The organism is Microbacterium sp. CCNWLW134 (genome assembly GCF_037083565.1).
Lineage (GTDB): Bacteria > Actinomycetota > Actinomycetes > Actinomycetales > Microbacteriaceae > Microbacterium.
Genome location: NZ_JBAOJU010000002.1, coordinates 58,763 through 77,831, shown reverse-complemented (window position 1 = coordinate 77,831; position 19,069 = coordinate 58,763). Strand labels below are relative to the sequence as shown.

Below are 19,069 nucleotides of genomic sequence, written 5' to 3'. Positions count from 1 at the left end.
CCAGCGCCGATCGGCGCTTTGCAACGCTCCTCGCTCAGTGCGGTCGAGGCGTGACGCCGAGGCGACGGCACGCCTCGTCGTACAGCGCCACGATCTCGCGCCGCACCTCGGGGCGCTCGGTGATCGCGCCGCCGGGCCAGTCCACGCGCACCGCGACCTCGTCGCCCGCGTCGGTCTGCGCCATCCACTCGCCTCCGGCGCCGTCGAGCCCGGTCATCCGTGCCGTCCGGTACGCGCCCGACGGGCCGAACGCGCGCACGATCAGCAGATTGTCGTCACGGTGGTCGTCGTTCATATGGCGGAGGATCGCCGCGACGGTGGCGTCGTCGAACCGGTGGGTCACAGCTGACCACCCTACGACGCGGGGCGATCACACAGCCCTCGTGTGCTTAGATTCTCGAGGACGACGATGCTCCTGGGGGGTGACATGCGGCTGCGTTCGGATCGATCGCGCGCTCTTCGTGGCGCCCTCGCGACGGTTGTGGCAGGTGCGGTCGCCATCGGCGTGACGGCCTGCTCCCCCGACGACACGGTGCCGATCGACGTGCCCGCCCAGGTCGAAGGCTCCCTTCCTGACGAGATGGTCACCCAGCTGCAGGACGCGGTGACCTTCGCGATGGCCGCCACCGGGTCATCCGGCGCCGTCGTGGGCGTCTGGGCGCCCTGGAGCGGATCGTGGGTGTCAGGCGTCGGAACCACCGCACCCGGGGGCGCGGAGACCTCCGCCGACAGCGCCTTCCGTGCCGGACAGGTGACCCGTGCCATGACCTGCGACGCGGTCTACCTCGTCGCCGAGCGGGGACTGATCGACCTCGACGCGCCCATCACCGACTACGTCTCGGGCTTCGCCGGCCTCGCCGACATCACCGTCGAGCAGCTGTGCGACGGCACCTCGGGCCTGGGAGATTACGCACCGCGCCTGCAGAGCAGTTTCCTCACCACGCCAGACCGCGTCTGGAACCCGCGGGAGCTCGCCGGATACGGTGTCGGCACGACCGCCGACGTGACGCCCGGCGCCGCGTTCCGCGATTCCGACTCGGGGTACCTGCTCGCCGGGCTCGTTCTCGAACGGGTGACCGGTCGCTCCGCGGCCGAGGTGCTGCAGGACGAGGTCTTCGATCCGCTCGACCTGGCCGGCACCCGCCTGCCGGGCGCGTCGGCCTCTGCACCCGCAGCCGAGGGTCCCGTGCTCGACGGGCTCTGGTCGCCCGATGTCGAAGGCGGCGTCAACTGCGCGGAGCCGCTGAACATCACCGAGGCCTCGGCGAGTTTCGGCTGGACCGACGCCGGCGTCGTCACGACCATCGACGATCTCGGTCGTTACGCGCAGGGACTGGCCGCCAACGCCCTCGGAATCGACACCGATGAGCGCTATGACGCCCCGCTGCCGCCGTACGACGGGGCACCGTCGTGGCAGACCACCGCCGGCGGCGTCGTCCAGGCGGGGTCGATGATCGGCCAGTACGGCTCGACCCCCGGGTACATCACCGCCACCTTCGCCGACCCGCAGACCGGACTCACCGTCGCCGTCTCGCTGAACAACTCGCGCGCCGCCGACGGGATCGGGGCGTTCCTGGCCTGGCAGCTCGCGGCGATCGCGTCGAAGGCGCCCGCCGCGTCGGGGCAGACTGCACCCGAGGCGGGTCTGCCCTGGACTCCCGAGCAGCAGCGCGACGCCATCGCCCAGAACGCGATCTGCCCCCTCCCGTGACCGCGCCGGTCTCGTGAGCACCCGGGCTCCGAGCCCCGCCGTCCTCCTCGTGGTGGCGGGCCTGGCCTGCCAGGAGGTGGGTGCCTCGATCGCGGTGCTGCTGTTCCCGCAGGTCGGGCCCCTCGGCATGGTGCTGCTGCGACTGGCCTTCTCGGCGGTGCTGCTGCTGGCGATCGCCCGCCCCGCGCTCCGCGGGCATTCGCGCGCGGCGTGGCGCGCCGTCATCCTGTTCGGTCTGGTGCTGGCCCTCATGAACGGGCTGTTCTACCTCGCGCTCGAACGCCTCGCCCTCGGGGTGACGGTCACGATCGAGGTGCTCGGCCCCCTGATCCTGTCGATCGTCGCCTCCCAGCGCGCCTCGGCATGGCTGTGGGCGGTGCTGGCCTTCGCGGGGGTGGTCGCGCTCGGCGGCGGGGGATGGGACCGGCTCGATCCCATCGGGGTGCTCTACGCGCTGGGCGCCGCAGCGAGCTGGGCGTTCTACATCCTCGCGTCGGCACGCGTCGGGCGCGAGTTCCGAGGGCTCGACGGGCTGGCGATCGCCATGGCCGTCGGCGCAATCGTGATGCTGCCGCTCGGGATCTGGGATGCCGGGTCGGCGCTCCTCCGGTGGGATCTCCTGGCGCTCGGAGCGGCGGTGGCGGTGCTGTCGTCGACGATCCCCTACGCGCTCGAGCTCATCGCCCTCCGCCGGCTCCCGGCGGCGGCCTTCGCCATCCTCATGAGCCTTGCCCCGGCCACCGCCGCCCTGGCAGGCTTCCTCCTGCTCGGTCAGGAGCTCGCCTGGCTCGAGCTCGTCGGCATCGCCCTCGTGATCGCGGCGAGCATCGGGGCGGTGCGGTCGTCGGCACGCGCTGCGCGCAAGACAGCCGAGCCGTTGCCCTAGCAGCAGGCCGACGCACGGGAGGGACGCGGTTGCGGCCAGGCCGCACACTGTGTGCAATATGTCAGGTGCCGATCCCTCCCGCCTCCTCGTCGCTTCCGCGCAGCCTGCTCCGCGATGACGTCTACCGGCGCCTCCGTGACGCCATCGTCGACGGCACCTTCGAACCCGGCGAGCAGCTGAAGGACGGCGACCTCGCCGCGTGGCTCGGCGTGAGCCGCACCCCGGTGCGCGAAGCGCTGCTGCGACTCAGCGGCAGCGGACTGGTCGTGTCGCAGCCGGGTCGCTCGACCACCGTGAGTCCCATCGAGCAGTCCGCGCTCCGCGATGCGCGCGACGTCGTCGCCGCCATGCACGAACTCGCCGTCCGCGAGACGGTGGGGCGGCTCACTCCGGCCGACATCGCCCGCATGCGCGACGCCAATCGCCGTTTCACCGCCGCGGCGGAGCGCGGCGACGTCTCGGCAGCCCTCGACGCCGACGACGAGCTGCACGCCGTTCCCATCGAGGTGCTCGGGAATGCCGCCGTCGTGACCGTGCTCGAGCAGTTCGGTCCGATCGTCCGCCGCGCCGAGCGCCTGCGCTTCGGCAGTGACGCGCCGGCGGCTGCGGAGCGCCACGAGCGCTTCATCGCGCTGTGCGAGAAGCAGGATGCCGCCGCCGCGGCCGCGATGGCCTACGAGACCTGGCATACGCTGCCGGTCAGTGCCGAGGCGCGCCCGCCGACGCCGAGAGATGGGGATCGGTGACGCCGTCGACGCACCGGTAGCGCTCGATGTCCCAGCCCGCCAGCCTCGCGCCGGCGAGGTAGGCCGTCTCGAAGAAGTCCAGGGCCGCAGCCCGGGGATCCCCTGTCGCGCGGGCTGCGCGCAGCGGGTAGATCGCAAGATGCGAGGAGCCTCGCGACGCCCACTCCGCGCCCGCCGGCAGCGGTGTCGCCGCCAAACCCTCGGGTTCGGGCGAGGTGTAGGCGTAGAACGCGGGGTAGGGCACCTGCGCGTCCCCGAACCAGAAGCCGAAACTGGTCACCTCACGGGAGTACGCCTCCCGCGTGACGGGGTCGGTCTCGGCGCCGTGCTCGACCGAGACATCGGCGAAGCGGGTGAGGGCGATGTCGAAGGTGTGCCAGAAGTGGTGGACCGGGCTGGTCTTGCCCGAGAACCGCGCCGCGAACTCCTCCAGCGTGAGTCCGGCGTCGCTCAGCGTGCGGAAGTACCGGGTTGCGGCTGCCGGGTCGTAGACGTCGTGCTCCGTGTCATCGGCGAAGCGGCGGTCGGCGTCGGGGAGATCGAAGGGCGCGGCCTCGCGGATGGCCGAGGTGTCGATGCCGAAGCCGTCGAGCACTCGCACGAACTCGGCATGGAACGTCGCCACGCTCCGGCCCGCGAGCCCGAAGGAGGCGCGATCTCCGGAGGTGGTCGTGACGAGGGCCCGGTGGTCGAGGAAGTCGAGATCGACGGCGAAGGTGGGCTCCGTGCCCATCGGGCGGGTGGTGATGCCTGAGGCCGTGAGGTGGAAGGGGACGTTCCACCAGTGATTGCGTCGGACGCTCAGCGACAGGCGGAGCTTGCCCACGATCTGGGCGAACCGATGGACGGTCTCTTTGGTCGCAAGCCAGTCCTCGTACGGGAGGTCACTGTCGAACATGTCGAGCCTTCGGTGGAGGGGGTGACGGGAATCGAACCCGCGCTCTCAGCTTGGGAAGCTGATGTTCTGCCATTGAACTACACCCCCGGAGGGTGCGCCCGAAGCGCCTCGCAAGGATAACACCAGCGGCAGCGATAGTCTGATCCGCGTGCTGCTGAGCGACCGCGACATCCGCTCCGAGATCGACGCCGAACGCATCGGTCTGGCGCCGTGGGATCCCGCGATGGTGCAGCCCTCGAGCGTCGACGTGCGGCTGGACCGTTACTTCCGGCTCTTCGACAACCACAAGTACCCCTTCATCGACCCGGCACTGGACCAGCCCGACCTCACCCACCTCATCGAGGTCGACCCCGCTGAGCCGTTCATCCTGCACCCGGGTGAGTTCGCGCTCGGCGCGACCTTCGAACAGGTGAGCCTGCCCGACGACATCGCCGCGCGCCTGGAGGGGAAGTCGTCGCTGGGGCGGTTGGGTCTGCTCACGCATTCCACCGCCGGCTTCATCGACCCGGGATTCACCGGGCATGTGACCCTCGAGCTGTCGAACGTCGCGACCCTGCCGATCAAGCTGTGGCCGGGCATGAAGATCGGGCAGCTCTGCTTCTTCCGGCTCTCCTCGCCCACCGAGACCCCCTACGGGTCGGGCCCCTACGGCAACCGCTATCAGGGTCAGAGGGGCCCGACGGCGTCGCGCTCGCACCTGAACTTCCACGTGACCGACGTCGGCGCCACCGACGCCGGAGCCCGCGGCGCCTGAACGCCACGGGACCCGCTGTCAACCCTTTGCCGCCGGGAGGCAGGCGGGTCACGCTGGACGTATGCCCGCACTCGCACTCATCCTCCTTATCGTCGGAATCGTCCTGCTGCTCCTCGGAGTGTTCGTCGAGGCGGTGAAGTTCCTGCTCTGGCTCGGAATCGTCCTGCTCGTGCTGGGCGTCATCGCCTACCTGATGCGCTTCATCCGCCGACAGACCTGATCCGGCGTCGGTCAGACCGCGTCTGCGTCGGGTCGGGGCCCGGCACCGCGGAAGCCGTGGTGGGGATTGCCGCCGAAGCGCGGCCCGGGGCCGCCTCCCTCGCCGGGGCGCGGTTCGCCGGGAACGAACGGGCGCAGGCCGAAGCGGTGACGCGGATGCCGCGGCGTGCCGCGCCACGGACGAGGGTCGTCCTCGGAGAATCCGAGCTCGCGCGCGATCGCCTCGAGGGAGGCGATCGTCGTCCGGTAGTCCTCGGCGGAGACGGCGCCGGCGACGCGGGCCCGGATCCCGGCGACGGTCTCGGCCAGCAGGTCGCGTCGTGCGCGACCCTCGGCCGTCAAGGCCCAGTCATCGCCCTCGCGCGCGACGAGCCCGCGGTCGGCGAGATGGCGGAGCATCTTCGGCTTGCGGGCGAGACGGTCGCGGAATCCGCGTGCGTCGATCTCTCCTGCGAGCACGTTCAGCACCATCCATTCGCGCCGGTCGGCGTCATGGGCCGCGAGCGCGGCGTCGACCTCTTGGGAGATCAGGGCATCGGTCGCGCGCAGCCAGAAGCCGAGCGGCCGGTCGGGTGTGTCGGGGGTGTCGGGTGATTCGGTGTTCATGGGGTGTCCTCTCACAGCGTCGCCGACGGCGACGCGATTTTGTATGTCATTTGGCATGTACATGCAGTGTGACATGTATCCCGAATACATGTCAAGAGGCATGTATTCTGACCGGGTGAGCGATCCGCCCCCCGACACGTCGCCCGACCCCGCGGACCGGATCGCCGCCGCCGATCAGATCGCCGCAGCCCTCGCCCGGCTCCGCCCCCGGCGTGGCGGACCGCCCTGGGCAGGGCGCGGCGACACCGAAGGCGCCGGCCCGCGGCATCCCTGGTCGGAGCGGGGACCGCACGGCCACCGGCGCCCGGCGGCGCCCGGCCCCGAGGGCGCCTCCCCGCACTTCGGCGGACCTGCGCGCCTGCGCCTGCTCGAGGCGCTCGTCGCGGCGACGCATCCGCTGAGCGTCGGAGAGATCGGCGAGGCGATCGACGTCGACCAGCCCCGCGCGTCGCGCCTGGTGCAGCAGTGCGTGCAGCTCGATCTGGTGCGACGCGAGGCCGACCCCGACGACGCCCGGCGCACCCGCGTCGCCGTGACCGATGCCGGGCGACGGGTCGTGCGGGGATTCCGCGGCGAGCGGCGCGAGGCGATCGCCCAGGCCCTCGAGAGCTTCACCGAGGCCGAGCGCACCGAGCTTGCGCGCCTTCTCGCGAAACTCGCTGACAACCTCAACGGCTGAGTCCCGCCCGCCTGTCAGCGCGGGGCGCGCACGGGAAGGAGCAGCAGGAGCCCGACGAGCAGGACGAGCACGATTCCGAGGATGCCGAACGCGGTCACGCCTCCGATGATGATGAACACCGACCACATCGCCGACGCCATCCAGCTCGCCGCGCGTCCGGTCGTGGCGTAGAGCCCGAAGATCTCGCCCTCTCGGCCCGCCGGAGTGACGCGCGAGAGGAAGGACCGCGCGGCCGCCTGCGCGGGGCCGACGAATGCGCAGAGCACGAGTCCGCCGATCCAGAACACCGTGGTTCCGGCGTCGACGAGGAAGAAGACGGCGAGCCCCGCGACCACCATGCCGCTCAGCGAGAAGACGATCACCGACTTGGGCCCGAATCGGTCGTCGAAACGCCCGGCGATGATGGTCGACACCCCCGCGATGAGGTTCGCGGCGACGCCGAAGATGACGAGGTCGAGGAACTCGAACCCGAACACCTGGGCGGCGATGACGGCCCCGAATGCGAAGACGCCGCCCAGGCCGTCGCGGAAGACGGCGCTGGCGAGGAGGAACCAGAACGTCTGGCGTGTTCCCGGGTTCCGGTACAGGCCGATGACGTCTCGGATGAGCAGACCGTACGCGGCGAAGAACCCCACCTTCCGCTCGGGGCGCCCCGCGGAGGGCTCGGGGACGGCGAGGAAGATCGGGATCGAGAAGACGATCGCCCAGATCGCGCACCCCACGGCGATGATCCGGAACGGCAGGCCGTCGGCGTCGGAGATGCCGAACCAGTCGGCGCTGTAGAACACGACCACCAGCACCAGGGCGATGATGCCGCCGAGGTAGCCGAAGCCCCATCCGAGTCCCGACACCCGGCCGATCGTCTTGCGGCTGGCGATGCCGATGAGCATCGCGTTGGAGTTCACCGCCGCGATCTCGCCGAACACGGTGCCGGCGGAGATGAGCGCGACACCCAGCCAGAAGTACGCCGGCGCAGGTTCGACGAACCACAGCCCGAACATGCAGAGGATGAGCGCGCCGGTGCCGATTCCGAGCCACAGCTTCTGTCGCCCGCGGGCATCGGCCTGCTGCCCGAGGATCGGTGCGATCGCGAGGATGAGCAGACCCGCGATCGTCCCGCCCCACCCCAGGCCCACCGCCAGGTCGGCGAGGGCGGCCTCCTTGGCCGGCGCATCGTCGGGGAGGGCGGCGACGTCGGCCGGCAGGAACGCGTCGGTCGTGAGATACAGGGCGGTGAAGATGAAGGTGAGGATGACCGTGTTGAACGGCTGTGTCGCCCAGTCCCACAGCGCCCACGCGTAGATCTGACGCCGCGGCGCGGAGGTGTCCTCCCGCAGATCCAGCCCCATCACAGGGATGGCGGCACTGTCGGCGGTGGCGGGCGGCACGCCCTCGGCGGGTGCGGTCATGTCCGTCACGCTAGGGCCCTTCGGTGAACGGGGGAAGAAGCGAAACCGCCGCACCGCGACATTCGAAGTTGAGCCATCACATATCAACTTCATTTGACGCCGATCGCCCCGCCGCGTAGTCTTGAGTCATCGCGGCTCAACCCCTCAGCACGTTGGGGGACCGCCCGCGAGAAGACTTCATGACAACGCCCCGGGTCGAGGCTCTCGGCCCCGTGAAAAGGAGAAACACACATGGCACGTGCTGTTGGTATCGACCTCGGAACGACGAACTCCGTCGTCGCGGTGCTGGAGGGCGGCGAGCCCAAGGTGATCGCGAACGCCGAGGGCTTCCGCACCACCCCCTCGGTGGTCGCTTACACCAAGGACGGCGAGATCCTCGTCGGCGAGACCGCCAAGCGTCAGGCGGTCACCAACGTCGACCGCACCGTCTCGAGCGTCAAGCGCCACATGGGCACGAACTGGACCTTCGAGGTCGACGGCAAGAAGTGGACGCCGCAGGAGATCTCGGCCCGCATCCTGCAGAAGCTCAAGCGCGACGCCGAGCAGTACCTGGGCGACACCGTGACCGACGCGGTCATCACGGTGCCGGCGTACTTCAACGACGCCGAGCGTCAGGCCACCAAGGAGGCCGGCGAGATCGCGGGTCTGAACGTCCTGCGCATCATCAACGAGCCCACCGCCGCCGCCCTCGCGTACGGCCTGGACAAGGGCAAGGAGGACGAGCTCATCCTCGTCTTCGACCTCGGTGGCGGTACCTTCGACGTCTCGCTCCTCGAGGTGGGCAAGGACGACGACTTCTCCACCATCCAGGTGCGCTCCACCGCCGGTGACAACCGTCTCGGCGGTGACGACTGGGACCAGCGTCTGGTCGAGTACTTCATCAAGCAGTTCAAGGACACCACCGGTGTCGACGTCTCGGGCGACAAGATCGCCCTGCAGCGACTGAAGGAGGCCGCCGAGCAGGCGAAGAAGGAGCTGTCCTCCTCGACCAGCACCTCGGTCAACCTCCCCTACCTGTCGCTGACCGACTCGGGCCCCGTCTCGCTGTCGGAGACGATCACCCGCGCGAAGTTCGAGGACCTCACCAAGGACCTCCTCGACCGCACCAAGAAGCCGTTCGAGGATGTCATCCGCGAGGCCGGCATCAAGGTCGCCGACATCGCCCACGTCGTGCTCGTCGGCGGTTCGACCCGTATGCCCGCCGTGTCGGAGCTCGTCCAGCGCGAGGCCGGCAAGGAGCCCAACAAGGGTGTGAACCCCGATGAGGTCGTCGCCGTGGGCGCAGCCCTGCAGGCCGGTGTGCTGAAGGGCGAGCGCAAGGACGTCCTGCTCATCGACGTCACCCCGCTGAGCCTCGGCATCGAGACCAAGGGTGGCATCATGACCAAGCTCATCGAGCGCAACACCGCCATCCCGACCAAGCGGAGCGAGACCTTCACGACCGCCGACGACAACCAGCCGTCGGTCGCGATCCAGGTCTTCCAGGGCGAGCGCGAGTTCACCCGCGACAACAAGCCGCTCGGCACGTTCGAGCTCACCGGCATCGCGCCGGCTCCCCGGGGCATCCCGCAGATCGAGGTCACCTTCGACATCGACGCCAACGGCATCGTGCACGTCTCGGCGAAGGACAAGGGAACCGGCAAGGAGCAGTCGATGACGATCACCGGCGGCTCGTCGCTGCCGAAGGACGACATCGAGCGCATGGTGCGCGAGGCCGAGGAGCACGCGGCGGAGGACAAGAAGCGCCGTGAGGCCGCGGAGGTCCGAAACCAGGCCGAGACGCTCGCCTACTCGGTCGACAAGCTGATCAAGGACAACGACGACAAGCTGCCCGCCGACGTCAAGGAGTCGGTCCAGGCCGACGTCGATGCGCTGAAGACCGCGCTCGCCGGTGACGACGACGACGCGGTGAAGTCGGCGTTCGAGAAGCTGTCGCAGTCGCAGGGCAAGATCGGCGAGGCGATCTACTCGGCGAACCAGGCCGCGCCGCAGGCCGACGGTGCCGCCGCCGGTGGCGAGGGTGCGCCCGCGGGCGACCAGCCGTCGAACGATGAGGACGTGGTCGACGCCGAGGTCATCGACGACGAGGAAGACAAGAAGTAACCATGGCGAAAGACAAGGACGACCCCACGGTTCCCGGGCCTGACCCCGAGGACGGTTCGGCGCCCGAGTCGGCAGACGCCTCACCGAACGCGTCGGCGGACGCAGCGAGCGCAGAGGACGGCGACTTCACCGTCGACGACATCCTCAGCGCCGCCCAGTCCGCCGATGCGGCGGCAGCGGATGACACCGACGCCGTCGCCGACCGCGTCGAGGCTCTGGAGTCGCAGCTTCTCACCGACCTGAAGCGCCTGCAGGCGGAGTACGCCAACTACCGCCGCCGCACCGAGGACCAGCGCGAGATCGAGATCGAGCGTGCCAAGGGGGCCGCCGCCAAAGGCCTGATCCCCGTGCTCGACGACCTCGACCGTGCCGCCAAGCACGGCGATCTCGTCGAGGGCACGCCCTTCGCCGCCATCGCCGACAAGGTGCGGGCTGTCGTCGAGCGCATGGGCGTGGAGGCGTACGGCGCCGCCGGCGAGGCCTTCGACCCCCAGCACCACGAGGCGATCTTCCAGCAGCCGACCCCCGGCGCGACCGAGGCGACCATCCTCGAGGTGGTCGAGACGGGTTACCGGCTGGGCTCGACCGAGCTGCGTCCGGCGAAGGTCGTCGTCGCGGTGCCGGCAGAGTAGGCCGGAGACGCCATGGCCAGCCAGGACTGGTTCGAGAAGGACTTCTACAAGGTGCTGGGGGTCTCCAAGGAGGTCTCCGACGCCGATCTGAAGAAGACCTATCGCAAGCTCGCGCGGCAGTATCACCCCGACTCCAAGCCGGGGGATGCTGCGGCCGAGGCGAAGTTCAAAGAGATCAGCGAAGCGTACGCGGTGCTCTCCGACCCCGAGCAGCGTGCCGAGTACGACCAGATCCGGGCCATGGGCTCGGGCGCGCGCTTCACTGCGGGCGGCCCGGGCGCCGGCGGGTTCGAAGACGTCTTCAGCGCGTTCGGTCAGAGCCGCGGGGGTGGGCGCTACGAGTCGGCCGACTTCGACGACATCTTCGCGATGTTCAACCAGCAGCAGGGAGGCAGCTTCGGCTCGGGTCGGTTCGGGCAGCCCACCGGCGGCTTCCGCGGCTTCGGCGGCCCGACCCGCGGGTCGGATGTCACGGCGCGCACGACCATCGACTTCGTCACCGCCACGAAGGGCGAGACCATCACCCTCCAGGGCGAGGACGGCAAGCCGTTCAAGGTGAAGATCCCCGCCGGCGTCGCCGACGGGCAGCGCATCCGCCTCCGCGGTCGCGGACGTCCCTCTCCCGACGGCGGCGAAAGCGGCGACATCGTCGTGCAGGTGACGGTGCGCCCCCACCCGGTGTTCACCCGTGAGGGACTGAACCTGCGCGTGGTGGTTCCGGTGACCTTCACCGAGGCGGCTCTGGGCGCCACGATCGAGGTCCCGACGCTCGGTGGCGACCCGGTGAAGCTGCGTGTCGCGCCGGGCACCCCCTCGGGACGCGTGCTGCGCGTCAAGGGACGCGGTGTCTCGACGCAGAAGGGCACCGGCGACCTGCTCGCCGAGGTGCAGGTGGTCGTGCCCTCCCACCTCGAGGGCGCCGCGCGCGAAGCGCTCGAACGCTTCCACGAGGTGGAGCCGAAGGAGAACCCGCGGGCGGACCTCATGGCCAAGGCGCGCGGCTGACACGGGAGGGACGGATGACGGACCACGTCGACATCGACGGTGACGCGCCGATCTTCGCCATCGCCGCGGCGGCGGAGCTGTCGGGCATGCACCCGCAGACGCTGCGCCAGTACGACCGGCTCGGTCTCGTCGTCCCCGCCCGCACGCAGGGCGGTTCCCGCCGCTACTCGCTCCGCCACGTCGAGCAGCTGCGCGAGGTCGCGCGGCTGTCCGCCGACGGTATGAGCCTCCCCGCGATCGCGCGGCTCATCTCCCTCGAACAGCGCGTGCACGACCTCACCCGGCGCGTCCGAGACCTCGAGCAGCAACTCGAGATCGAGCGCCAGTCACGCCCGGGGGCGCGGGTCTTCGCGGCGGGCGCGACCGGCTCGGTCGTCACCCTGCGCCATGGCACGCGCGTGCGCCGCGCCACCGAGCTGGTGGTCTGGCGCCCGCGTCATCCGCTCTCTCCGGGCGCTCAGGACGAATCGGCCTAGCCGACACGCGCGGGGGTGCCGCCGACTCGCGGGCGTGAGCGCGCGCCTTCTAGGCTGAGGCCCGCGCCGAGATCGATCTCGGCGTTCGTCCTGTCCTCACACGTCCCCGAAAGTTCCATGCATACCTCACGCCTCATCCACCGTCTTCTCGCCGCGGGTGCCGTCGGCACCCTCGCCGTCGCTCTCTCCGGATGCGTGAGCTTCACCGCTCCCTCCACCGTGGAGCGGGACGAGGAGTCGCAGGAGGTCGTCGAAGGCGGGAACGCCGACGTGTTCGCCATCGCGGTGGGGGACTGCTTCACCGAGGTGACCGAGACCGAGATCAATCAGCTGCCGGTGGTCCCCTGCGGCGAGTCGCACGACTACGAGGTCTTCCATCTCTTCGACATGCCCGACGGAGAGTGGCCGGGCGCCGAGGCCGTCGACGCGGCTGCGGAGGAAGGGTGTCTGTCTGCTTTCGAGCCGTTCGTCGGGATCTCCTACGAGGAATCGGTGTTCATCGCAGACTCGATCGACCCGTCCGAGCAGTCGTGGGGAGACGGCGATCGCGAGATCATCTGCATCCTGTCCGACCCGTCGGGTCCGACCGAGGGATCGGCCGAGGGCACCGCGCGCTGATCGCGCGGGCTGCGCCCACTCACTCCTCGGTGCCGCGGTGGCGGCGGAACTCCTCCCAGTCCTCGTACGACAGATCGGCGTAGGCGTACGCCCACTCCACCACGGCGTCCTCGAACCGCCGCCCGCCCCCGACGTAGCCGGCGGCGGTGGCCCCCGTCGGTGATTGCCCGTGGGCGCGCGCCAGTGTCGCCGCGCACGCCATGGCGTACCAGCGGAACGGCTTGTCCTCCATCGCCTCGGCGTCGAAGCCGCCCTTCATGTCGTGGAACTGCCGCACGTAGAAGTCGCGCCGCGCGCCGGACGGCGATCGGCGGATATGACCGAGGAAAGGATCGGACACCGCCTGCAGGATGCGCTGGAGCGCGACCACCCGCCCTCCGTTGCCATAGGTGTCGATGAAGGTCGTGACCGCCTCGGGCTGCGTCACGCGCCCGTACTGCACGAGCACGCTCTCGCCGGCCTCCTTCCCCTGAAGGAGGAGCACATCGCCGTCGCCGTCTTGGAGCGCGATCAGCAGACAGCGCGTGCCGACGCTGCCGACGCCGACCACCCGAGCCGACACGTCGGCCATCGCGTACTTCTGCAGCAGGAGCCGGATGTCGACATTGACCGACAGCCGGTACTCGTCGAGGACCCGCCATGCCCGTTCCTCGTCGCCGGCGGTGAGATGGGTCATCACCGGGGGATCGTCGAGGAGCGTCACGCGGCCGTGTTCATCGGTCGTCGTCAGCTTGCGCGCGGCACGGGAACCGGTGCGTTTCTGCGCCGATCGCACCGCGCGCTCGACGACCGCCGCCGTCTCCGGATCGGTCGAAAGGCGAGCACCGAGCGCGTCGAAGCGGTCGAAGTACCGCTCGAGCGGAGACCGCTTGGCGGCGGTGCGGAGCCCCCGCTGATACGTGCGGACGGCCTGCCGCGCCGCATCCTCGACGACGGCGTCGTCGCGCGAGGTCGCGCGGCCGGCGATGACGACGCTGGTGGCGAGGCGCTTGAGATCCCACTCGAAGGGAGCCCAGGCCGACTCGTCGAAATCGTTCAGATCGAACACGAGCGTGCGCTGGGGCGACCCGTAGAGGCCGAAGTTCGACAGGTGCGCGTCGCCGCAGGAGGCGACGAGGATGCTCGTGCTCGGGCAGCGCGACAGGTCGTCGGCCATGATCGCTGCGCTTCCCCGGTAGAACGCGAAAGGACTCGCCCCCATGCGGGCGGTGCGCAGCGGCACGAGCTCCGGCACGCGATCGACGTCTTGGGCATCGAGGACGGCCATCGGGTCTCGGCCGGTGGCCACGAGCTGGGAGAGCGCGCCACGGGGCGTCCGACCCCGCTCGATCTTGCCCTCCGCCGTGTGGGCGGACAGGCCCGGGGGTGGCATCCACGGATCTCGAGGCACGGCGCCTCCTCTCACCCGGCGGCATCACCGCCTGATCAGACGGTACGGGATGGGAGCGCACGCCGCCAGCACCGGCGTGCGCTCCCGGCCGAGGCCGATCGCCGCCGTTACTGTCGTGCCGTGAGCGTCACATCGACCGGCGGACCCGCGACCCGGGCGTTGACCGCCGATCAATGGCAGAGACTCACCTATTGGCCGCTGATCATCACGTCGCTGGTCTTCATCGTCGTGTACTCGTGGCAGGTGATCGCCGACGTGCAGGGGCCGGCCTACGCCGTCGCACGGGTCGTCATCGGGGTCACATGGGTCGTCTTCGCGGTCGACTACGTCGTGCGGTTGGCCCTGGCGGATCCGCGCGGGAAGTGGTTCCGAGGTCACCTGTTCGACCTCGCGGTCGTCGTGATCCCGGCGCTTCGGCCGCTGCGGCTCCTTCGCGCGCTGACCGTCGTCAAGGCGCTCCAGCGCACGGCGGGATCCGCCATCCGCAACCGTGTGGCGATCTACGGCGCCGGAGCGGCCGCGATCCTCATCTGGATCGCCGCGCTCGCCGTCCTGGAGGCCGAGCGCGGAGCCCCCGGCGCCAACATCGAGAACTTCGGCGACGCGGTCTGGTGGGCCTTCGTCACCATCACCACCGTCGGCTACGGCGACTTCTATCCCGTCACCTGGTGGGGCCGCGTCGTGGCGGTGCTGCTGATGTGCGGCGGGATCGCGGTGGTCGGCGTCGTGACGGCGACGGTGTCGTCGTGGGTGATCGAGCGCGCGGCGGCGACCGTCGGCGACGACACCGAGCCGGCCACGCGTGGGCAGGTGCGCGAGCTCGCCCAGCAGTTGGCCGCGGTGAGCGCCAAGCTCGGCGACCCGCCCGCGCGATGACCCCGCGCACCTAGGCTGGGTCGATGGCCCCGGTCCTCGTCCTCATCGACATCCAGCGCGACTACTTCCCCGGCGGACGCTTCCCCCTGGTGGATCCGGATGCCGCAGCCGAGCGCGCCGCGGAGCTTCTGACGGCCTTCCGCGAGGCCGGGCTTCCGATCGTGCACGTGCGCCACGAGTCATCCGGTTCGGGGAGCTTCCTCGAAGCCGGGACTCCGGGAGCCGAGATCGACCCGCGGGTCGCCCCCGAGGGCGACGAGACGGTCGTCGTCAAGCATCACCCGAACGCGTTCCACGGCGCGTCCTCCCACGGCGGCCCGCTCGGCGAGGCGCTCACCGCTCACGTCGGCGCCCCGATCGTCATCGCCGGGATGATGACGAGCATGTGCGTGGACGCCAGTGTGCGCGCGGCATCCGATCTGGGCTGGAAGGTGACGGTCGCCGCCGATGCCTGCGCCGCGCCCGACCTGGCCTTCGGCGGAGTCGCCGTCGGCGGAGCCGACGTGCACGCGGCGTTCCTCGCCGCGCTCGCGAGCGCGTACGCGCGGGTCGAGCCGGTCGCCGAGGTGGTCGCGGCGCTTCGCACCCCCGCCTGACCGCCCGGGCGTCCGCGCCCCCGCGTCCGCGCGTCCCCGCGTCCGCGCCACACCCGCATCTCGCGACCCCGCCCACACCTCCCCCTCCTCGCGACCCGTCGATTCCTGCGGGTGCTGCGCTCATCGGGCCGCACTTCTTGACGGGTCGCGTTCGCACCGCGCGGCCGATGCCCGCGCGGCCGCTCATCTTCCCTGAGCACCCCGCGCGGGCGACCCGTCGATTTCTGCGGCCTGCTTGGTGGCTCAGCGGCAGAAGGTGACGGGTCACGCAGCGCCGCCAGGTGCTCGTCGACTCCTGCACAGAGAGGCGAATCGGCGGGTTGTCCACCGGCACGATTCGACGCGTCATCCGGCTTCCAGGCAGCGGGATGCTGGGGCGATGCCGCATCCGAAGCCTCTACCCTCAGCCCTTGTCGGCAAACCGTTCTCGGTGGCCGAGGCGCTTCGTGAGGGAGCGTCGCCGGGTCGACTTCGTGCGCGCGACCTCGACGCGCCGTTCCAGGGCGTGCGTACCTTCACGCGCGGAGCATCGTCGTTCGTCGAGCGCGTGCGCGCGGTGGCACCGAGGCTTCGCGACGGTGACGCGGTGAGCCACCTCGCTGCGCTCGCACTCGTCGGAGCCGACGCGATCGGCGGCGCGTCCGCGATGGTGGACGTCTGCTCTCGTGCACCCCTCGCCCGTATGCGGGCCCGTGGCGTGCGCGGACATCAGATCACCGATCGTTCCGTCCGCATCGGCGCCGCGGCCGGAGTGCCCGCGGTGCACCCCGTCGACGCCTGGTGTCAGCTCGCCTCGGACCACTCCGTCCGAGAGCTCGTCATCGTCGGCGATGCGCTGGTCCGACGCCAGAACCCGGTCGCTGATCGGGAGGAACTTCGGCGTGCCACTGCGCAGTGGAGCGGCCGCCGCGGTGCGAAGCGGCTGAGGGAGGCGGAGGCGCTGGTGCGCCATGGCACCGACTCTCCGCGCGAGACCCGGCTGCGCCTCGACGCCGCGGGGCACGGACTGCCGGAACCGGTGGTGAACCACCCCGTCTACGACGAAACCGGCCGGCTCGTCGCGATCCTCGATCTGGCTTACCCGGAGTACCGCGTCGGGCTGGAGTACGACGGCGACCACCACCGCACCGATGACGGGCAGTACTACCGCGACATCGAGCGACTCGACGCCCTCGCGCGGCTCGGTTGGCGTCACATCCGCGTGACGAGAGAGCACCGTGGCATCCGGCTGAGCCTCGTGCTGAGCCGAGTGTCCGACGCTCTCCGGGATCGCGGATGGCGGCCCGGATGACCGGCTGCGCGACCGGTCAGGAATCGTCGGTCCGGCGGGGGGTGGCCCGCAGGAATCGACGGGTCGCGAGCGCGGGGGTTGGTGGGCGCGGAGACGGGTAGACACGACCCGTCAAGAATCGTGGGCCCGCGCGCGCGTGGGCCGCAGGAATCGACGGGTCGCGCGTGCGTGGGGCGGGGGCCGGAGCGCGGCCCGTCAGGCGCGCGGCTCGATGCGCAGGACCTCGGGAGAGCCGTCGATCGTCAGGTCATCGATGACACGGATGCTGCGGGCCACCTCATCCACGAAGGGGATCACCGTCCCCACGCGCTCCCGGTCGGAGCACACCGCCGTCAGCGTGACGAGGTGGGTGCCGGTGTCCCACGTGTAGGTGGCGAACGGGGGAGTGCGAGGCTCGGGCGGAAGCGCCATCACCAGGCGCTCGCCGACACCCAGATGGGGGTTCGAGAACGACTCGGTGTCGTCGTACTCGATCGGCATCATCGCCCGCGCGGTGCGCAGCTGCGGGGTGAGCTCCTGCAGCTGAGCCATGAGGACGACGAGCTCGGGATCGGCCTTCCACACCCAGATCAGAAGCCGGCCGTCTGCGCGACGCATCAGCAGCGGTGCCGCCTGACTCATCATCCAGGCCATCCCGCGGCTTCCGGGGCGCTCCTCGGCGCCCATCGCCCGATTGGCCTGGCCCAGCAGCATCCGGATCGCCGCCTTGCGATGGCGACGCCCGCGGAATCCGAGCGAACCGGTGACGGGAACCCAGCGGTCGGGGGAGGCATCGGCCTGGAGTCGAGGCATGCCCCCAGGGTAGGCGCGCGGCCTGCGCAAATCCTCGACGCACGCACCGCCCGAGCCCCACTCCTCGGGGGAATGCCCCGCCTCGATTAGAGTGGGACCGCCGCGCGACCCTGCGCGGCGCCATCTTCCGCCGCAGAGAACAGGCACACCTCCCGTGACCACCCCCGCGACGCCCGATGACCCCACACGCTCCGACGCCGAGAAGCGACCGCTCCGGGTCCTCATCGGCTGCGACACCTTCGCTCCCGACATCAACGGTGCCGCCCGGTTCGCCGAGCGCCTGGCCGCCGGCCTCGTGGCCCGCGGCCACGACGTGCACGTGATCGCCCCCAACAGCGCCTACCGCAAGAGCCCCGCCCACACCGAGGTGATCGAGGGTGAGCCGATGACGGTGCATCGCCTGCCCTCGGTGCGCTGGCCTCCGCACGACTGGCTGCGCTTCGTCTGGCCCTGGCGGTCGAAGCACTACGCCCGACAGGTGCTCGACGAGGTCAAGCCCGACGTGGTGCACATCCAGTCGCACATCGTGATCGGTCGCGGACTGTCGCGCGAGGCGCGCAAGCGCGGCATCCCGATCATCGCCACCAACCATGTGATGGCCGAGAACATCCTCGACTTCACCACGCTCCCCGACGCCATGAACAAGGTGGTGCTGAAGCTCGCGTGGGCCGATGCGCGGCGCACGTTCCAGATGACCCGTGCGGTCACGACACCCACCCGCCGCGCCGCCGATTTCCTCGAGTCGACGATCGAGATCCAGAACGTCATCCCCATCAGCTGCGGCATCGACCGGTCGAATTACGCCCCCGACCTCACGCCGCGCGACCGCAATCGTGTGCTCTTCGTCGGTCGCCTCACGAGCGAGAAGCACATCGACGTGCTGCTGAACGCGGTCGCGACGCTCGATCCGGCCCTCGACGTCTCGGTCGACATCGTCGGCGGCGGCGATCAGCGCAAGAACCTCGAGAACCTCACCGCCCAGCTGGGGCTGGCCGATCGCGTCACCTTCCACGGGCATGCGTCGGAGGAGGATCTTCGGGCGATCTACTCGCGGGCGAGCGTCTTCGCGATCGCCTCGATCGCCGAGCTGCAGTCGATCGCCACGATGGAGGCGATGGCCTCGGGCCTGCCGGTCGTCGCGGCCAACGCCGTCGCGCTCCCTCACCTCGTGCACGACGGCGAGAACGGCTACCTGTTCGAGCCGGGGAACGTCGCCGAGATGGCCGACCGGCTCACGGCCGTCCTCACCGCCACCCCCGAGGAGCGGCAGCGCATGCAGCAGGCCTCGCTCGACGGGGTGGTCGTCCACGACATCGGCCGCACCCTCGACACCTTCGAGGCCCTGTACCGCGGCGAGCCCATCCCCCAGTGAGGCGCCCCGC

The 19,069-nt window shown here is 70.5% G+C and carries 21 protein-coding genes and 1 tRNA gene; 15 read left to right on the top strand and 7 right to left on the bottom strand.

The features are described 5' to 3' along the window. Nucleotides 1-34: 34 nt before the first annotated feature. Nucleotides 35-343: a DUF2470 domain-containing protein gene (locus V6S02_RS10820; protein WP_336400883.1), complete on the bottom strand. Its 309-nt coding sequence runs from the start codon at nucleotides 341-343 to the stop codon at nucleotides 35-37. Nucleotides 344-409: 66 nt separating this feature from the next. On the opposite strand from V6S02_RS10820, the gene V6S02_RS10815 reads away from it, so the two are divergent. The 3 genes from V6S02_RS10815 to V6S02_RS10805 all read left to right on the top strand — a co-directional run bounded on the left by V6S02_RS10815 (nucleotide 410) and on the right by V6S02_RS10805 (nucleotide 3,343). Further along, nucleotides 410-1,711, top strand: coding sequence for a serine hydrolase domain-containing protein (locus V6S02_RS10815; RefSeq protein WP_336400882.1), 1,302 nt, complete (start codon nucleotides 410-412; stop codon nucleotides 1,709-1,711). Nucleotides 1,712-1,724: 13 nt separating this feature from the next. Continuing rightward, nucleotides 1,725-2,597: an EamA family transporter gene (locus tag V6S02_RS10810; protein ID WP_336400881.1), complete on the top strand. Its 873-nt coding sequence runs from the start codon at nucleotides 1,725-1,727 to the stop codon at nucleotides 2,595-2,597. A 65-nt stretch (nucleotides 2,598-2,662) separates the two neighbouring features. Beyond that, nucleotides 2,663-3,343, top strand: a complete 681-nt coding sequence (locus V6S02_RS10805; RefSeq protein WP_336400880.1) for a GntR family transcriptional regulator — start codon at nucleotides 2,663-2,665, stop codon at nucleotides 3,341-3,343. On the opposite strand, the gene V6S02_RS10800 is transcribed toward V6S02_RS10805, so the two are convergent. Together V6S02_RS10800 and V6S02_RS10795 are read right to left on the bottom strand one after the other, a co-directional pair. Continuing rightward, on the bottom strand, nucleotides 3,297-4,241 hold the full coding sequence (locus tag V6S02_RS10800) for a DUF5996 family protein (RefSeq protein ID WP_336400879.1): 945 nt from the start codon (nucleotides 4,239-4,241) through the stop codon (nucleotides 3,297-3,299). The genes V6S02_RS10805 and V6S02_RS10800 overlap by 47 nt on opposite strands. 13 nt (nucleotides 4,242-4,254) lie before the next feature. Then, nucleotides 4,255-4,328: transfer RNA gene (locus V6S02_RS10795), tRNA-Gly, on the bottom strand. Nucleotides 4,329-4,389: 61 nt separating this feature from the next. Here V6S02_RS10795 and dcd point away from each other — a divergent pair. Further along, nucleotides 4,390-4,995, top strand: a complete 606-nt coding sequence (dcd, locus tag V6S02_RS10790) for a dCTP deaminase (protein WP_124291891.1) — start codon at nucleotides 4,390-4,392, stop codon at nucleotides 4,993-4,995. Between the two features lie 61 nt (nucleotides 4,996-5,056). Beyond that, the gene (locus V6S02_RS10785) at nucleotides 5,057-5,215 is read left to right on the top strand and encodes a hypothetical protein (RefSeq protein ID WP_336400877.1); all 159 of its coding nucleotides are present in this window, start codon (nucleotides 5,057-5,059) and stop codon (nucleotides 5,213-5,215) included. A gap of 11 nt (nucleotides 5,216-5,226) precedes the next feature. On the opposite strand, the gene V6S02_RS10780 is transcribed toward V6S02_RS10785, so the two are convergent. Next, a complete protein-coding gene (locus V6S02_RS10780) occupies nucleotides 5,227-5,820 on the bottom strand; it encodes a hypothetical protein (RefSeq protein ID WP_336400876.1) in 594 nt (197 codons plus the stop codon). Between the two features lie 115 nt (nucleotides 5,821-5,935). Between V6S02_RS10780 and V6S02_RS10775 the strand changes: the two genes are divergently transcribed. Further along, complete coding sequence (locus V6S02_RS10775) at nucleotides 5,936-6,499, top strand: MarR family winged helix-turn-helix transcriptional regulator (protein ID WP_240638692.1); 564 nt, start codon at nucleotides 5,936-5,938, stop codon at nucleotides 6,497-6,499. A 14-nt stretch (nucleotides 6,500-6,513) separates the two neighbouring features. Here V6S02_RS10775 and V6S02_RS10770 read toward each other — a convergent pair whose 3' ends face one another. Further along, nucleotides 6,514-7,908 carry an MFS transporter gene (locus V6S02_RS10770; protein WP_124291889.1) on the bottom strand — a complete coding sequence of 465 codons (1,395 nt, stop codon included), beginning with the start codon at nucleotides 7,906-7,908 and terminating at the stop codon, nucleotides 6,514-6,516. A gap of 231 nt (nucleotides 7,909-8,139) precedes the next feature. Here V6S02_RS10770 and dnaK point away from each other — a divergent pair, with 231 nt between their 5' ends. The 5 genes from dnaK (at nucleotide 8,140) to V6S02_RS10745 (ending at nucleotide 12,742) form a co-directional block, all read left to right on the top strand. Next, nucleotides 8,140-10,011 carry a molecular chaperone DnaK gene (dnaK, locus tag V6S02_RS10765; protein ID WP_124291865.1) on the top strand — a complete coding sequence of 624 codons (1,872 nt, stop codon included), beginning with the start codon at nucleotides 8,140-8,142 and terminating at the stop codon, nucleotides 10,009-10,011. Between the two features lie 2 nt (nucleotides 10,012-10,013). Next, complete coding sequence (locus tag V6S02_RS10760; protein WP_336400875.1) at nucleotides 10,014-10,643, top strand: nucleotide exchange factor GrpE; 630 nt, start codon at nucleotides 10,014-10,016, stop codon at nucleotides 10,641-10,643. 12 nt (nucleotides 10,644-10,655) lie between these two features. After that, nucleotides 10,656-11,648 carry a DnaJ C-terminal domain-containing protein gene (locus V6S02_RS10755; protein WP_124291863.1) on the top strand — a complete coding sequence of 331 codons (993 nt, stop codon included), beginning with the start codon at nucleotides 10,656-10,658 and terminating at the stop codon, nucleotides 11,646-11,648. 14 nt (nucleotides 11,649-11,662) lie between these two features. After that, a complete protein-coding gene (locus V6S02_RS10750) occupies nucleotides 11,663-12,124 on the top strand; it encodes a heat shock protein transcriptional repressor HspR (protein ID WP_141936367.1) in 462 nt (153 codons plus the stop codon). A 117-nt stretch (nucleotides 12,125-12,241) separates the two neighbouring features. Then, the gene (locus V6S02_RS10745) at nucleotides 12,242-12,742 is read left to right on the top strand and encodes a septum formation family protein (RefSeq protein WP_336400874.1); all 501 of its coding nucleotides are present in this window, start codon (nucleotides 12,242-12,244) and stop codon (nucleotides 12,740-12,742) included. A gap of 19 nt (nucleotides 12,743-12,761) precedes the next feature. Here the strand turns inward: V6S02_RS10745 and V6S02_RS10740 are convergent, their stop codons facing one another. After that, the gene (locus V6S02_RS10740) at nucleotides 12,762-14,132 is read right to left on the bottom strand and encodes a DUF2252 domain-containing protein (protein ID WP_240638689.1); all 1,371 of its coding nucleotides are present in this window, start codon (nucleotides 14,130-14,132) and stop codon (nucleotides 12,762-12,764) included. A 120-nt stretch (nucleotides 14,133-14,252) separates the two neighbouring features. Between V6S02_RS10740 and V6S02_RS10735 the strand changes: the two genes are divergently transcribed. The 3 genes from V6S02_RS10735 to V6S02_RS10725 all read left to right on the top strand — a co-directional run bounded on the left by V6S02_RS10735 (nucleotide 14,253) and on the right by V6S02_RS10725 (nucleotide 16,895). Continuing rightward, nucleotides 14,253-15,008 carry a potassium channel family protein gene (locus V6S02_RS10735; RefSeq protein ID WP_336400873.1) on the top strand — a complete coding sequence of 252 codons (756 nt, stop codon included), beginning with the start codon at nucleotides 14,253-14,255 and terminating at the stop codon, nucleotides 15,006-15,008. A 23-nt stretch (nucleotides 15,009-15,031) separates the two neighbouring features. Further along, nucleotides 15,032-15,604, top strand: coding sequence for a cysteine hydrolase family protein (locus V6S02_RS10730; protein ID WP_336400872.1), 573 nt, complete (start codon nucleotides 15,032-15,034; stop codon nucleotides 15,602-15,604). Nucleotides 15,605-16,034: 430 nt separating this feature from the next. Further along, nucleotides 16,035-16,895 carry a hypothetical protein gene (locus V6S02_RS10725; RefSeq protein WP_336400871.1) on the top strand — a complete coding sequence of 287 codons (861 nt, stop codon included), beginning with the start codon at nucleotides 16,035-16,037 and terminating at the stop codon, nucleotides 16,893-16,895. Between the two features lie 195 nt (nucleotides 16,896-17,090). Here V6S02_RS10725 and V6S02_RS10720 read toward each other — a convergent pair whose 3' ends face one another. Continuing rightward, the gene (locus V6S02_RS10720; protein ID WP_124291857.1) at nucleotides 17,091-17,687 is read right to left on the bottom strand and encodes a hypothetical protein; all 597 of its coding nucleotides are present in this window, start codon (nucleotides 17,685-17,687) and stop codon (nucleotides 17,091-17,093) included. A 154-nt stretch (nucleotides 17,688-17,841) separates the two neighbouring features. Between V6S02_RS10720 and V6S02_RS10715 the strand changes: the two genes are divergently transcribed. Then, entirely contained in the window at nucleotides 17,842-19,059 is a 1,218-nt protein-coding gene (locus V6S02_RS10715; protein ID WP_336400870.1) for a glycosyltransferase, read from the top strand. Nucleotides 19,060-19,069: the final 10 nt, after the last annotated feature.

Bases quoted from the DNA above. Each gene is read 5' to 3' on its own strand.
- V6S02_RS10780 (WP_336400876.1), bottom strand. From the start codon at position 5,820: ATGAACACCGAATCACCCGACACCCCCGACACACCCGACCGGCCGCTC.
- V6S02_RS10815 (WP_336400882.1), top strand. From the start codon at position 410: ATGCTCCTGGGGGGTGACATGCGGCTGCGTTCGGATCGATCGCGCGCT.
- V6S02_RS10750 (WP_141936367.1), top strand. From the start codon at position 11,663: ATGACGGACCACGTCGACATCGACGGTGACGCGCCGATCTTCGCCATC.
- V6S02_RS10785 (WP_336400877.1), top strand. From the start codon at position 5,057: ATGCCCGCACTCGCACTCATCCTCCTTATCGTCGGAATCGTCCTGCTG.
- V6S02_RS10760 (WP_336400875.1), top strand. From the start codon at position 10,014: ATGGCGAAAGACAAGGACGACCCCACGGTTCCCGGGCCTGACCCCGAG.
- dnaK (WP_124291865.1), top strand. From the start codon at position 8,140: ATGGCACGTGCTGTTGGTATCGACCTCGGAACGACGAACTCCGTCGTC.
- V6S02_RS10800 (WP_336400879.1), bottom strand. From the start codon at position 4,241: ATGTTCGACAGTGACCTCCCGTACGAGGACTGGCTTGCGACCAAAGAG.
- V6S02_RS10770 (WP_124291889.1), bottom strand. From the start codon at position 7,908: ATGACCGCACCCGCCGAGGGCGTGCCGCCCGCCACCGCCGACAGTGCC.
- V6S02_RS10755 (WP_124291863.1), top strand. From the start codon at position 10,656: ATGGCCAGCCAGGACTGGTTCGAGAAGGACTTCTACAAGGTGCTGGGG.
- V6S02_RS10745 (WP_336400874.1), top strand. From the start codon at position 12,242: ATGCATACCTCACGCCTCATCCACCGTCTTCTCGCCGCGGGTGCCGTC.
- V6S02_RS10730 (WP_336400872.1), top strand. From the start codon at position 15,032: ATGGCCCCGGTCCTCGTCCTCATCGACATCCAGCGCGACTACTTCCCC.
- V6S02_RS10720 (WP_124291857.1), bottom strand. From the start codon at position 17,687: ATGCCTCGACTCCAGGCCGATGCCTCCCCCGACCGCTGGGTTCCCGTC.